Origin of the sequence: Microbacterium sp. PM5 (assembly GCF_003293595.1) — a bacterium.
Lineage (GTDB): Bacteria > Actinomycetota > Actinomycetes > Actinomycetales > Microbacteriaceae > Microbacterium.
Window position 1 is genome coordinate 282,676 of the sequence record NZ_CP022162.1, and the last position, 13,833, is coordinate 296,508.

At 69.3% G+C, this 13,833-nt stretch carries 12 protein-coding genes; 4 read left to right on the forward strand and 8 right to left on the reverse strand.

What is annotated here, in order from left to right:
• Positions 1-17 precede the first annotated feature (17 nt).
• Positions 18-1,637 (forward strand): chaperonin GroEL, encoded by a 1,620-nt coding sequence (groL, locus tag CEP17_RS01375; RefSeq protein ID WP_039411874.1) that lies wholly within the window; start codon positions 18-20, stop codon positions 1,635-1,637.
• A gap of 71 nt (positions 1,638-1,708) precedes the next feature.
• On the opposite strand, the gene CEP17_RS01380 is transcribed toward groL, so the two are convergent.
• The 3 genes from CEP17_RS01380 to CEP17_RS01390 form a co-directional block, all read right to left on the reverse strand.
• On the reverse strand, positions 1,709-1,996 hold the full coding sequence (locus CEP17_RS01380; RefSeq protein ID WP_036316606.1) for a WXG100 family type VII secretion target: 288 nt from the start codon (positions 1,994-1,996) through the stop codon (positions 1,709-1,711).
• A 139-nt stretch (positions 1,997-2,135) separates the two neighbouring features.
• Positions 2,136-3,863 carry a HAMP domain-containing sensor histidine kinase gene (locus tag CEP17_RS01385; RefSeq protein WP_112930978.1) on the reverse strand — a complete coding sequence of 576 codons (1,728 nt, stop codon included), beginning with the start codon at positions 3,861-3,863 and terminating at the stop codon, positions 2,136-2,138.
• A gap of 10 nt (positions 3,864-3,873) precedes the next feature.
• Complete coding sequence (locus CEP17_RS01390) at positions 3,874-4,566, reverse strand: response regulator transcription factor (RefSeq protein WP_036286419.1); 693 nt, start codon at positions 4,564-4,566, stop codon at positions 3,874-3,876.
• A 57-nt stretch (positions 4,567-4,623) separates the two neighbouring features.
• Between CEP17_RS01390 and CEP17_RS01395 the strand changes: the two genes are divergently transcribed.
• Positions 4,624-5,652, forward strand: a complete 1,029-nt coding sequence (locus tag CEP17_RS01395; RefSeq protein WP_239498559.1) for a type II CAAX endopeptidase family protein — start codon at positions 4,624-4,626, stop codon at positions 5,650-5,652.
• 1 nt (position 5,653) lies between these two features.
• Here CEP17_RS01395 and CEP17_RS01400 read toward each other — a convergent pair whose 3' ends face one another.
• From CEP17_RS01400 to CEP17_RS01410, 3 genes are all read right to left on the reverse strand, one after another.
• The gene (locus tag CEP17_RS01400) at positions 5,654-7,297 is read right to left on the reverse strand and encodes a DNA repair helicase XPB (protein ID WP_112930979.1); all 1,644 of its coding nucleotides are present in this window, start codon (positions 7,295-7,297) and stop codon (positions 5,654-5,656) included.
• Between the two features lie 70 nt (positions 7,298-7,367).
• Positions 7,368-9,110, reverse strand: coding sequence for a helicase-associated domain-containing protein (locus CEP17_RS01405; protein WP_112930980.1), 1,743 nt, complete (start codon positions 9,108-9,110; stop codon positions 7,368-7,370).
• A gap of 1 nt (position 9,111) precedes the next feature.
• Entirely contained in the window at positions 9,112-9,402 is a 291-nt protein-coding gene (locus tag CEP17_RS01410; protein ID WP_112930981.1) for a multidrug ABC transporter ATPase, read from the reverse strand.
• A gap of 138 nt (positions 9,403-9,540) precedes the next feature.
• Between CEP17_RS01410 and CEP17_RS01415 the strand changes: the two genes are divergently transcribed.
• Positions 9,541-9,924 carry a cold shock domain-containing protein gene (locus CEP17_RS01415; RefSeq protein ID WP_005051055.1) on the forward strand — a complete coding sequence of 128 codons (384 nt, stop codon included), beginning with the start codon at positions 9,541-9,543 and terminating at the stop codon, positions 9,922-9,924.
• Positions 9,908-10,507 (forward strand): DUF3027 domain-containing protein, encoded by a 600-nt coding sequence (locus CEP17_RS01420; RefSeq protein WP_112930982.1) that lies wholly within the window; start codon positions 9,908-9,910, stop codon positions 10,505-10,507. The genes CEP17_RS01415 and CEP17_RS01420 overlap by 17 nt, the downstream gene beginning before the upstream one ends.
• Before the next feature lie 45 nt (positions 10,508-10,552).
• On the opposite strand, the gene CEP17_RS01425 is transcribed toward CEP17_RS01420, so the two are convergent.
• Together CEP17_RS01425 and CEP17_RS01430 are read right to left on the reverse strand one after the other, a co-directional pair.
• Positions 10,553-12,814, reverse strand: a complete 2,262-nt coding sequence (locus CEP17_RS01425; RefSeq protein WP_112930983.1) for a glycoside hydrolase family 3 N-terminal domain-containing protein — start codon at positions 12,812-12,814, stop codon at positions 10,553-10,555.
• Complete coding sequence (locus CEP17_RS01430; RefSeq protein WP_112930984.1) at positions 12,811-13,833, reverse strand: ABC transporter permease; 1,023 nt, start codon at positions 13,831-13,833, stop codon at positions 12,811-12,813. Before CEP17_RS01430 ends, CEP17_RS01425 begins: the two co-directional genes overlap by 4 nt.

Consider the following 13,833-nt stretch of genomic DNA (forward strand, 5'->3'; position numbering starts at 1 on the left):
GGAGGGACGACACACTTATGGCAAAGATCATCGCTTTCGACGAGGAGGCCCGCCGTGGCCTCGAGCGTGGCCTGAACATCCTGGCCGACGCCGTCAAGGTGACCCTGGGCCCGCGCGGTCGCAACGTCGTGCTCGAGAAGAAGTGGGGCGCCCCCACGATCACGAACGACGGTGTCTCGATCGCCAAGGAGATCGAGCTCGACGACCCGTACGAGAAGATCGGCGCGGAGCTCGTCAAGGAGGTCGCCAAGAAGACGGACGACGTCGCCGGTGACGGCACCACGACGGCCACCGTCCTCGCCCAGGCCCTCGTGCGCGAAGGTCTGCGCAACGTCGCAGCCGGCGCCGACCCCATCTCCCTGAAGAAGGGCATCGAGAAGGCCGTCAAGGCGCTCTCCGACGAGCTGCTCGCGTCCGCCAAGGAGGTCGAGACCAAGGAGGAGATCGCCGCCACGGCATCCATCTCCGCCGCAGACCCCGAGATCGGCGAGCTCATCGCCGAGGCGATCGACAAGGTCGGCAAGGAAGGCGTCGTCACCGTCGAGGAGTCGAACACGTTCGGCACCGAGCTCGAGCTCACCGAGGGCATGCGCTTCGACAAGGGCTACATCAACCCCTACTTCGTCACGGACCCGGAGCGCCAGGAGGCCGTCTTCGAGGACCCGTACATCCTCATCGCGAACCAGAAGATCTCCAACATCAAGGACCTGCTGCCGATCGTCGACAAGGTGATCCAGGAGGGCAAGGAGCTCGTCATCATCGCCGAGGACGTCGAGGGTGAGGCTCTCGCGACCCTCGTGCTCAACAAGATCCGCGGCATCTTCAAGTCGGTGGCCGTCAAGGCTCCCGGCTTCGGCGACCGTCGCAAGGCCCAGCTGCAGGACATCGCGATCCTCACCGGCGGCCAGGTCATCACGGAGGAGGTCGGTCTCAAGCTCGAGAACGCCACCACCGACCTGCTCGGCAAGGCCCGCAAGGTCATCGTCACCAAGGACGAGACCACGATCGTCGAGGGCGCCGGTGAGTCGGCGCAGATCGAGGGTCGCGTGACGCAGATCAAGCGCGAGATCGAGAACACCGACAGCGACTACGACCGCGAGAAGCTCCAGGAGCGTCTCGCCAAGCTCGCCGGCGGCGTCGCCGTCATCAAGGCGGGCGCGGCCACCGAGGTCGAGCTCAAGGAGCGCAAGCACCGCATCGAGGATGCCGTCCGCAACGCCAAGGCGGCCGTCGAGGAAGGCATCGTCCCCGGTGGTGGCGTGGCCCTCATCCAGGCCGGCAAGAACGCGTTCGCCAAGCTCGAGCTCACCGGTGACGAGGCCACGGGTGCGAACATCGTCAAGGTCGCCATCGAGGCGCCCCTGAAGCAGATCGCGCTCAACGCCGGCCTCGAGCCGGGCGTCGTCGCCAACAAGGTGTCGGAGCTCCCCGTCGGCCAGGGCCTGAACGCCGCGACCGGCGAGTACGTCGACATGTTCGCCGCGGGCATCATCGACCCGGCCAAGGTGACGCGCTCGGCTCTGCAGAACGCCGCGTCGATCGCCGGTCTGTTCCTCACGACCGAGGCCGTCGTCGCCGACAAGCCCGAGAAGGTTGCGGCTCCGGCCGGCGACCCCACGGGTGGCATGGACTTCTGAGTCCGGATCTCCACAGAAAGGCCCCTCTTCGGAGGGGCCTTTCTGCGTGACGGAGCACGATGACGACCGCGTCAGCGGAACATGCTCGCGGCGGAGCTCTCGGTCTGCGCGTACTGGGCGCCGGCGTTCCCCAGGGCGGTGCCGATGTCGCCGAGCGCGCTCTCCAGCTCGGTCTGTGCGGCCCGCCACCGATCGACCAACCCCTGGAAAGCAACGGCGGCGCTGCCCGTCCACGCACTCTGCAGCTGGGTGAGCTGGCCGAGCATCGCGGCGGTCTCTGATTGCAGGCGATCGGCGGTCGCGCGAATCGCCCCGGTGGCGCTGAGTACGGCATCCGAATCCACACTGAACGCGGTCATGGTGAGCTCCTTTCGTCGGTGTGGCGCCACGCTACCCAGCGGTGCAAGGGCGCGCGATGACGGCGAGTGCGCGCGTGCAGAATGCGCTCAGGAGAGGCGCTGGGGAGGAGCCGGCGCGCGGCGTCGCCGGCTCGGCGTCTCAGGGCTCGATGTGCAGCCGAGGCAGGGGCTGGGTCTCGATGAAGAGGTGCTCGGCGGCGTCGCGGCTCTGCGCGAGCGGGAAGGCGACGCGGAAGGTGGCACCCCCGCCGGGCGTCTCGCTCACCACGATCGATCCGTGCAGCGCGTCGACCACCGACGCCACGATGGACAGACCGAGACCAGAGCCGCCGGTCTCGCGCGTGCGTGAGGTGTCTGCGCGCCAGAACCGCTGGAAGATCTTCTCCCGCAGTTGCGGAGCGATGCCCTCGCCGTGATCGATGACCGAGATCCATCCCATTCCGCCCGGTTCGTCGACGCCCACGGCGAGCTCGATCGGCGAGCCGTCGGGTGTGTAGCGGCGCGCATTGCCGAGCAGGTTCGCGACGACCTGGCGGATGCGGTTCTCGTCGCCCAGGACGATGGGTTCCCGCTCGGAGGGCAGGGGCACCGCAGGGGCGGGGGAAGGTGCTGTGACCGTCTCGCCGTCGGCGCGCGGCCGGCGTCGCAGCAGTGCACCGATCGCCGCGGTCGGGGGCCGTCGACGCGTCGGGGCGCTGGCCGTGGGCGGCGCGGATGCCGGACGCAGCACCGCCGGGCGTGAGTCGTCGTCGACGAACGAGACGGTCCGTTCCGGCGAGGTCGCGCGCGCATCCAGCACCGCGTCGCGGGCGATCGGGCGCAGGTCTACGGGAGCGACGACGATGTCACGGCGCTCGTCGAGGCGGGCGAGGGCGAGCAGGTCCTCGACGAGGCCGCCCATGCGGATGGCCTCTTTCTCGATGCGTTCCATCGATTGCGCCGTCTGCTCGTCGCCCGAGATGGCGCCCATCCGGTACAGCTCCGCGTATCCGCGCACGGTCACCAGGGGTGTGCGCAGTTCATGACTGGCGTCGCCGATGAAGCGTCGCATCTGCAGCACGGTGGCGTCGCGCTGGCCGAGCGCCTGATCCACGCGGTCGAGCATGGCGTTGATCGCCGTCTTGAGCTTCCCGACTTCGGTGCCGGGAGCGATGTCGCCCATGCGCTGGCCGAAGTCGCCCCGCGCGATGGACATCGCCGTCTGCTCCACCTGCCCGAGGCTCCGGAACGCCAGCGTGACGAGCCAGCGGGTGAGCAGGGCGCTCACCAGGATCGTCATGAGCGCCAGAATCGTGTAGATGCCGACGAAGCTCGCCACCGTCTGATTCACGGGCGTCAACGGCAGGGCGAGCAGCTGGACGTTGTTCTCGCGTGCTCCCGGGATCTGCAGGATGTCGACGGCGGCATGGAAGGTCGTCTTGCCGTCGGCCGAGGTGAGATCGAACGGAGTCGTGCCCTGCATGAGGGTGCTGTCGAGACCGAACGTGGCCGGGAACACCGGTGGGTTGTCGGAGGGCGGGCCTCCGGTGGCCAGCCTCGTGCCGTCGGGCCCGTAGACGGCGATGTAGAAGGATGTCAGCGGCGGATAGTCGGCGGGCTCGAATTTGGCGACCCCGTCGACGACCTCGACGTTGAGCAGGCTGCTGGCCTGATCGAGCGTCACCGTCTGGCTGATCGACTGGTCGCGCTCGGCGATCTGGGCGTTGCGCAGGAACACCGCTGTACCGAACCCGGCGACGAGCAGTCCGCCGGTCAGCACGGCCACGGTGACGCCCGTGACCTTGGCCCGCAGGCTGATGCCGCGCCACCACGAGGTGAGGCGGTCGTTCTTCTTCGCGTGTGCCGCGTACACGCCGTCCGCCGTCATCGCCCCGCGATCAGGCGGTCTTGCCGGCCTTCAGCATGTAGCCGAAGCCGCGCTTGGTCTGGATGAGCGGCTCCGAGGAGTACGGGTCGATCTTGCGGCGCAGGTACGAGATGTAGCTCTCCACGATGCCCGCGTCGCCGTTGAAGTCGTACTCCCAGACGTGATCGAGGATCTGCGCCTTGCTGAGCACCCGGTTGGGGTTGAGCATGAGATAGCGCAGGAGCTTGAACTCGGTGGGGGACAGGTCGATCGAGACGTCTCCCACCGTGACGTCGTGCGTGTCCTGGTCCATGGTCAGCTCGCCGGCGCGGATGGTCGACTCCTCGTCGGCCTGCATGGTGCGTCGGAGAATCGCCTGGAGTCGCGCGACGATCTCGTCGAGGGAGAAGGGCTTGGTGACGTAGTCGTCGCCACCGGCGTTCAGCCCTTCGATCTTGTCCTCGGTCTCGTCCTTCGCCGTGAGGAAGAGGATGGGCGCCGTGTACCCCGCGCCGCGGAGGCGCTTGGTGACGCTGAACCCGTTCATGTCGGGGAGCATCACGTCGAGGATGATGAGGTCTGGTTCCTCTTCGAGCACGGCCGAGATGGTCTGCGCGCCGTTCGCGACGGCGCGCACCTGGTAGCCGGCGAACCTGAGGCTCGTGACCAGCAGGTCCCGGATGTTCGGTTCGTCGTCCACGACGAGGATGCGCGGTGCGGTCATAGCCCCATCCTGGCATCGCAACCCTTCCCTTTGCTGGATATCGGAGAAGATGGATGGATGACGACGCCCGCGCCGCAGGTCCCCGTCCCCCCGTCGGCACCGCTGTTCGCACCCCCGACGCCGCCCGTCCCGCCCACGATCGTCCGCACGGCCCGCGCCCTCCCGGTCGACGCCGTGATCGGTGGTCTCGCCTTCCACCGGCTGAACTTCGCGCGCCGTCGGTCGGGATGGTGGACCCCGCTGGTGACCGGCATCCTGGGCCTCGCGATCTACCTCGGGTTCCTCGTGTTCGTCATGGTCGTCATCGGGATCGCGCTCTTCCGCGACCCGGAGCGCCTGGACGACCTCGCACGCCTCGGTCAGTCGGGCGGCGTCGACATGGGCGACCCCCTCATGGTCGCGATCCTGCTCGGGACGATCGCCCTCATGCTTCCGGCCTACATCCTCGCGTCACTGATCGTGAACGGACGCCGGGTCGGGCTCGTCTCCTCGGCCGCGGGACGGCTGCGCTGGCGCTGGATGCTGCTGTGCGGTGCGCTCGCCGTCGGCGTGTCCGCCGTGCTGACCGTGGTCGGTCTCCTCCTCCCCGGCGGCACGGAGGAGCCCGCGACGGGCGGCCCGGCCCCGACCTGGCCGATCACGCTCGTGGTCGTGCTGCTGCTCGTTCCCGTGCAGGCGGCGGCGGAGGAGTACATCTTCCGCGGGTACCTCATGCAGAGCATCGGGCGCTGGCTGCGGCATCCGGCGTTCGCGATCCTCCTGCCCGTGCCGCTGTTCGTCCTCGGGCACGGCTACGACCTGCTCGGTCAGATCGGCGTCGGCCTGTTTGCCGTCGCTGCCGGCTGGCTCACGTGGCGCACCGGAGGACTGGAGGCGGCGATCGCCCTGCACGTCGTGAACAACCTCTCGGCGTTCCTGCTCTCGCTCGCCTCCGGCTCCAGCCCCACCGAGAGTTCGACGGGACTGGTCAGTTTTCTGTGGTCGTTCCTGCTGATCGCCGGATACGTCGCGATCGTCGAGTGGATGCTGGCGCGTCGTCCGCTGCCGCGCACGCTCGTCCTGCCGCCACCGGCTCCCGTGTGGTGAGCTACGCGGCGGCGATGCCCTCGGCATCCAGGATCGTGTAGCTGTAGCCCTGCTCGGCGAGGAAGCGCTGCCGGTTCTGCGCGAAGTCCTGGTCGACCGTGTCGCGCGCGATGAGCGTGTAGAAGCTCGCCGTGTGCCCGTTCGACTTCGGACGCAGCAGTCGTCCGAGCCGCTGCGCCTCCTCCTGGCGCGAGCCGAATGATCCCGACACCTGGATCGCGACCGAGGCGTCGGGCAGATCGATCGAGAAGTTCGCGACCTTCGAGACGACGAGGACAGGCAGGCGCGCCTCACGGAAGGCGGCGAACAGCTCCTCGCGCTCGTCCACGGGCGTCGCTCCGGTGATCTTCGGTGCGTCCAGAGCCTCGGACAGCACGTCGATCTGATCGAGATACTGGCCGATGACGAGGATCTGCTCTCCCGCGTGGCGGGCGACGAGATCCTTCACCACGCCGATCTTCGCGTGGGCCGTGGCGGCGAGACGGTAGCGCTCGTCGTCGGCGGATGCCGCGTACTCCATGCGGTCGGACGGCGGGAGGTCGACGCGCACCTCGTAGCAGACGGCCGGAGAGATGAAGCCCTGGGCCTCGATCTCCTTCCACGGAGCATCGAAGCGCTTGGGGCCGATGAGGCTGAAGACGTCCCCTTCGCGCCCGTCCTCTCGGACGAGCGTCGCGGTGAGTCCGAGTCGGCGACGCGCCTGCAGGTCGGCGGTGAGCTTGAAGACCGGTGCGGGAAGCAGATGCACCTCGTCGTAGACGATGAGGCCCCAGTCCAGCGCATCCAGGAGCGCGAGGTGCGCGTACTGGCCCTTTCGCTTCGCCGTGAGGATCTGATAGGTCGCGATGGTGACCGGCTTGATCTCCTTGGTCTGTCCCGAGTACTCGCCGATCTCCTCGGGGGTCAGCGTCGTGCGCTTGAGCAGCTCGTCGCGCCACTGGCGCGCGCTGACGGTGTTGGTGACGAGGATGAGGGTCGTCGTCTTCGTCTCGGCCATCGCCGCGGCCCCCACGAGCGTCTTGCCGGCGCCGCAGGGAAGCACGACGACACCCGAGCCGCCCTCGCTGAAGATGTCGACGGCCTGGCGCTGATACGGACGCAGGGTCCAGCCGTCCTCGTGCAGATCGATCTCGTGCGGGGTGCCGGGGGTGTAGCCGGCGTGATCCTCCGCCGGCCAGCCGATCTTCAGCAGTTCCTGCTTGATGTGCCCGCGCGCCCACGCGTCGATCACGTACGTGTCGGGGGAGGGGTGGCCGATCAGCAGGGGCTGGATGCGCTTGTTCTTCGCCATCTCGGCGAGAACCGCGGGGTCGGAGCCTCGCAGCACGAGTGCGCCCTCGGCATCCCGTTCGATGACCAGACGTCCGTAGCGGTTCACCGTCTCACGGATGTCGATCGACACCGATGCGGGCACGGGGAAGCGCGACCAGCGGTCGAGGGTGGCCAGCATGTCGTCGGCGCTGTGCCCCGCGGCGCGCGCGTTCCAGAGCCCCAGTCGGGTGACCCGGTAGGTGTGGATGTGCTCGGGTGCGCGCTCGAGCTCGGCGAAGATGGCGAGCTCGTGGCGCGCCGTCTCCGCGTGGGGGTGCGCGACTTCGAGCAGCACGGTGCGGTCGCTTTGCACGATGAGGGGGCCGTCAGCCATAGCGTCCCAGTCTACCGACCTCGCAGCGGCGGGGGCTCGCGTCACCAGCCGTGCGTGCGCGTGCGGACGGTCAGAGGGGGCGGATGCCGCTGATGCTGGATACCGGCAGGGTGCGCTCCACATCGACCGCCCGGTCGAGTCCCCGCAGGCGTCCGCCGCCGAGGCCGGTCGCCTCGATCGTGAACTCGCGCTCGGTGCCGTCGGGCATGCGGACGGCGACGACGATGGTGGCGCGCGCCTTGACCGCGTGATCCAGTTCGCGGCCGAGCCAGGCCGCGTCGGCATCGTCAGCGGGCGCGGCGCGCAGTCGTGCGAGGAGCGCGGCATACGTGTCGCGCGCGGGCGCGGGCTGCGACGGCGACGGCGCCAGGCGGTGGCGGTCGAGTCGTCGGCGCTCGCCGTCGGCATCCACCGCGACGACCGGGTAGCGGGCGTCGGCGATCATCCAGAACGCGGTGTCGACTCCGCTGCGGGTCACCAGTGCGTCGGCATCCGGTACCAGCCCGAGGGGACGCAGCGCCTGGTCGACGGCGAGGGTGCGCAGCAGGGCCTCGTCGTCGCTCGAGACCCGGGTGCGACCCTCCTGGTCGGGGCCGACGCGAACCATCCCGTGCGTGCGAGCCGTGCGTTCGATCTCGTACGCCAGCGGCTGGGGCACACCGGTGAGTGACAGGTCGGAGAGGAAGGCCCGCAGCGACTCGGCGCTCTCGCCCGCCGTGAGTGCATCGGCGATGCTCTCGGCGGTGAAGCGGTAGCTCGACGCCTGTGCGCGCGACTCCCGCCGCGCCATGGAGCGCAGTCGCATGTCGAGGTGCGGCGAGAGAGGTCCGGGCGCAATCGCGGTCAGATCGTTCTGCAGGTACACCCTGTCGACCTCGCTGGGCAGCAGCCGCGCGAGGGTGTCGAGGGCGGCGGCTGGGAACGGCGATCCCGCGCCGTCGAGGAATGCACCCCGCGCCCACGAGGTGGGGCGCCCAGCGTCGTCGAGGACGCCCCAGCGTCGCAGGAGCCCACGAAGATCCGCCGCTGTCTCCGGCCAGAGCACGTCCCACGGGTAGGCCTGCGCCCACGCGGCGGGCGCGATCCAGCCGCCGGTCGGTCGCCGCAGTCCGCGCGGCAGCGTTTCGAGGAACGCGGTGGCGACGGCGCTCCACCGTGCGATCGTGTCGGAGTGCAGCCACTGAGCACCCGCGGGCGTCACGAGCCAGCTCTTGTCCTGACCCGACAGCAGACCCGTCCGCTCGGCGATCTCGACGAGGTCATCGGCGGTGGCGCCGTCGTCGACGATCCCGTCCTCCATCAGCCGGCGGCGGTCGGCGGCCCCGAGCGCTCCGGAACCGATGCGGCCGAACGGGTGCGTGAGCGCAGCATGCAGGAAGTCGCCGAGTGAGCCGAGCGAGGAGAACGCCCGCTCGGCGGCAGCGGCGTCGTCCGGCCGTGCCGCGGCATCCGTGTCCTCGGCTTCGTCGACGTCGGCCGCGGGCGTGGATGCCGCGGTGAGGGCCGTCAGTGCGGACGACACCGCCTCGTACATCATTCCCTGCTCGTCGACGAGCGCCAGCTGCTGCAGCCGCGAGCGGGCAGCGTCGTCCGTGTCGACGGCGGCGTCGGCGAGGGCGGAGATCTCGCCCGAGGTCAGGCCCCGCAGGGCGCGCTCGATCGACGAGGGCTCCAGAAGCGCCTCGGCGGCGTCGAAGGCGTCGTTCCAGCTGGCGGTCGGGGATACGTGGCGTGCCGCGAACAGGGCCGCCAGTGCGTCGTCGCTGCGCTGCACGAGGTGCTGTGCGAGAGCGCGCGCGTCCGACCCGGTCACGTCAGCGGCCCTTGCCGACCCGGGCCTTCCGCACGAAGGTCATGATGAGCACTGCCATGAGGAGGATGAACGCGACGATCGGCGCGATGTACACCAGCGTGCCGACCAGCGGCCACGCGCCCTGTCCGAAGTCGTCGTGCTTCATGCCCGCGGCCGAGCCGATCATGATCGCGACGAAGCAGATCACGGACAGCAGCAGCAGACCCAGGGACATGAACGCGAGGACGCGGTCGATGCGGCGGACGGGGAGATCGTCGGCCGAGTCGGGTGTGCGAGAAGACGAAGAGGGCATCGGGATCACCCTACTGCGTCCCCGCGCCGGGCGTGGGGGTGTCGTAGGCTGGAGTGGGCATGATGCCCACCCTCGTGCCCTCACGGCACGGGTCACGATGTCACCGCGCGCGAAGGCGCCGACGAGCGAGGTTTTGCGATGCCCACCGGCAAGGTCAGGTTCTACGACGACGAGAAGGGGTTCGGCTTCATCACCACCGATGACGGTCAGGACGTCTTCCTGCACGCCACGGCCCTCCCCGCGGGCACCGAGGGGCTGAAGGCCGGGACGCGCCTCGATTTCGGCGTCGCCGACGGCAAGCGCGGGCTGCAGGCGCTTGCGGTGCGGGTGCTCGACGCTCCCGTCAGCCTCGCCAAGCGCAACCGGATGAAGCCGGATGACATGGCGATCGTGGTCGAGGATCTCGTCAAGCTGCTCGACAAGGTCGGCGGCGACCTGCGTCACGGTCACTATCCGAACGCGGGACAGGGCAAGAAGGTCGCCGCGATCCTGCGCAAGGTCGCCGATGAACTCGACGCCTGAGTCGGTCGACTCCGGCGCGGATGCCGAGGGCGAGGCGCCGGCGCTCGTCGCCGACGACCGCCTGCTCGCGGCCCACGACCTGGCACTGTCCGCGCTGCGGGAGATCACGCCGGCGGCGACGATCGGCGAGCCCGCCGGATACACGGTCGAGGCGGACGGTGTCGTGTCGTTGCGCTTCGCCACCACGATGGAGGGCTACCCCGGCTGGTTCTGGACGGTGAGCCTGGCCGTCGTCGACGACGCCGAGCCGACGGTGCTCGAGGCCGAGCTCCTACCGGGCGAGGGTGCGCTCTTGGCTCCGGAGTGGGTGCCGTGGGCGGTTCGTCTGGCGGAGTATCAGGCCGCGCAGGCGGCGCTGGCCGCCGAACGCGGTGTCGAGGCCGAAGACGCCGAGGGCGTCGACGACGATGAGTCCGACGAGGAACTCGACGACGACGACCTCGACGACGTGGATGATCTGGATGCCGCCGACTTCGACGACGACGGATCGCCGATCCTGCACGCCGGTGACGTCGACGGCGTCGACATCGACGTGCTGGACGACGATTCCGACGAGGACGAGGACGAGGACGAGGAGGACTAGCGGCGTTTCGTCTCGTGCCGGGGGCGCTCGCTCAATGACCGGGCGTCAGAGCACGACGTGGAACCGTGCGCTCTGCAGGACCTCGTCGCGCGATGACGGACCGACCAGCAGGTCGAAGGCGCCGGGCTCGACGATCCGCTCACCACGGGCATCGACGATGGTGCAGGCGCGCACGGCGACGGCGAGTTCGACGGTGCGCTCCTCACCCGCCGCCAGCGTCACTCGTCGATATGCCTTCAGCTCCTTGTCCGCCCAGCTGGCGGACGTCACCGCATCCCGCACGTAGACCTGCACGAGTTCGTCGACCGGTCGCATCCCTGTGTTGCGGACGGTCACGTGCGCACGCACCGTGTCGTCCAGTCCCACCTGTGAGGCCTCGAGCGCGGGAGGCCCGTATTCGACCGTCGAGTACGACAACCCTTCGCCGAAGACGTGTGCAGGGCGCTGTGTGAGGTCGGCGTAGCGATCGCCGTGCTGCCCGCGGAGCTGGTTGTAGTAGGTGGGCTGCTGCCCCACGTGCTCGGCGAACGAGATCGGCAGGCGTCCGCAGGGCTCGATACGGCCGAGCAGGAGTTCCGCGATGGCGCGTCCGCCTTGCATCCCGGGGTTCGCGACCCAGAGCAGGCAGCAATCGCGCACCGCCTCGGGGAGCACGAGCGGTTTGGAGGCCATGAGGACGACCACCACCGGCGTACCGGTCGCGACAAGGGCCTCCAGAAGTGCCGTCTGGGCGCCGATCAGCTCGAGCGTTGCGGTCGAGCGACCTTCGCCGACCAGTTCGATCCGATCGCCGACCACCGCCACGACGACGTCGGACGCGTGCGCGGCAGCGACGGCCTCGGCGATCAGCTCCTCGTCGGGCCGGGCGGCAACGACGACACGCGGTCGGGGCTGTCCGTCGGGGAAGTGGGAGCCCGCAGGGTCGTCCTCCCACGTCAGAATGTCCGCGCCCCGCGCGTGCGCGAGTTCCCAGTCGGAGGGCAGCAGCTCGCGCAGGCCGTCGATCACGGTGGTGATCTGCGAGCGCGGCTGACCATCCGGCATCCAGTCCACCTGGCCCGAGGAGCCGGCCCAGTCGCCCAGCTGCGTCTGCGCGTCGTCGGCGAGCGGGCCGACGACGGCGATTCTGCGCGCCGGGGATCCGGCGCGCTCCAACGGGAGGGTGCCGTCGTTGCGGAGCAGGACGAGCGAGCGGCGCGCGACGTCGAGGTTGAGGGCCGTGTGCGCGGCGGTCGCTATGTTGTCGCTGATGCGCACCGCCTCGGGCAGGCGTGGATTCTCGAACAGCCCGAGCTCGAACTTCAGGGTGAGAATCCGCCGGACGGCCCGATCGAGGTCTCCTTCCGACAGGAGGCCGGCATCGATCGCCGCCAGCGCCCCGTCGAAGAAGCCCGGTGTGGTCATGACCATGTCGTTGCCGGCGCGAATGGCCGCCGCGGCGGCGTGAGCGTAGTCGGGCTGTATCTTCTGCTCCCACACCATGCGGCCGACGTTGTCCCAGTCGGTGATGAGTGTGCCCGTGTAGCCCCACTCGCCACGCAGCACGTCGTCCAGCAGCCAGTCGTTGACGGTGATCGGAACCCCGTCGGTGGTCTGGTAGCCGAGCATGAACGTCGCGCAGCCCTCGCGCGCGACGCGTTCGAACGGAGGGAGGAACCACGAGCGGAGCTTGCGGCGCGAGATGTCCGCTTCGCTCGCATCGCGCCCGCCCTGCGTCTCGGAGTAGCCGGCGAAGTGCTTCGCGGTCGCGAGGATCGCGGTCTCGTCGCGCAGTCCGCGTCCTTGGTAGCCACGGACCATGGCGCTGGCGAGCTCGCCGATCAGGAACGGGTCTTCACCGAAGGTCTCGCCCACCCGCCCCCAGCGCAGATCGCGTGCGATGCAGAGCACCGGTGAGAAGGTCCAATGGATGCCGGTCGCCGCCACCTCCGTCGCCGTCGCGCGGGCGACGCGCTCAAGGAGGTCGGGGTCCCACGTCGCGGCCATGCCCAGCTGCGTCGGGTAGATGGTGGCGCCCTCCCAGAACGAGTGGCCGTGGATGCAGTCCTCGGCGACGATCAGGGGGATGCGAAGACGCGTCTGGGCGGTCAACTCCGCGGCGCGCAGGACCTTCTCGGGAGAGGTGTGCAGGATCGAGCCGGCATGGCGCTCGAGGATGATGTGGTCCAGATCCTCGCGGGCGTCCCACTGCATCATCTGGCCGACCTTCTCGGCGACCGTCATCCGGCCGACGAGGTCGGCGACCCGGTGCGATACGGCAAGGGACGCGTCCAGGTAGGCGGCGGTGTCGCGGTCGATGAGGCTCATTCGGCATCCTTCGTATTCGGCGCTGCCGTCGTCGGCGTCGCCGTGCGGACCGCGGTGACGGCGCTCGTCGCCTTCAGGCCCTTCTTCCTCAGCGCGCGAGCACGCTCGCCGGCCGAGCGCAGTCGCGGGTTGACGTACTCGTCGATCCCGAAATTGATCAGGGCGAGTGCGACCCCCAGCAGGGCGATGCACAGACCCGCCGGCACGTACCACCACCAGTAGTCGGGAAAGGCCGAGTTCTGCTGGGCCCAAAACAGGATCGTGCCCCAGTTGAGATTCGACACCGGGATCACTCCGATGAAGGCCAGCGTCGTCAGACCGAGCACCGCGGCGGTCATGGTGCCCACGAAGCTGGAGGCGATGATCGCCAGGAGGTTCGGCAGCATCTCGACCAGGATGATCCGGTGCAGCGGTTCGCCGTTCGCCCGCGCCGCCTGCACGAAGTCGCGGTTGCGCAGCGACATGGTCTGCGCGCGCAGCACGCGGGCGCCCCATGCCCACCCGGTCAATCCCAGGACGGCGGCGATGAGCACGAGCGGGGGGTCCTGGAACTGTGAGGCGATGATGATCATCAGCGGCAGCGCCGGAAGCACCAGGAACACGTTCGACAGCGCCGAGAGCGACTCGCTCTTCCAGCCGCGGAGGTAGCCCGCCGTCACCCCCACCAGGATGGCGACGACCGTGGCCATGATGGTCGCGAGGAAGCCGACGATCAGCACGCCGCGGGTGCCGTAGACGATCTGGCTGAACACGTCCTCGCCGATGTGCGTCGTGCCCAGCAGATGTTGAGCGGACGGAGGCTGCAGGGTCGCACTCAGATTCTGCGCCGTCGGATCGTAGGGAGCGATCACGGGCGCGAAGATCGCGACGAGCACGAAGACGGCGAGGATCACGAGGCCGGTCGCCGACTTCGGGTTCGCGAACATCGCCACCGACGCTCGGAGCTGGCGCAGAAACGTGCGTCTGGGCGGCGCGGACGGCGACGCGGTGAGCACCGCGGCGGTTTCGGGGATCGACAT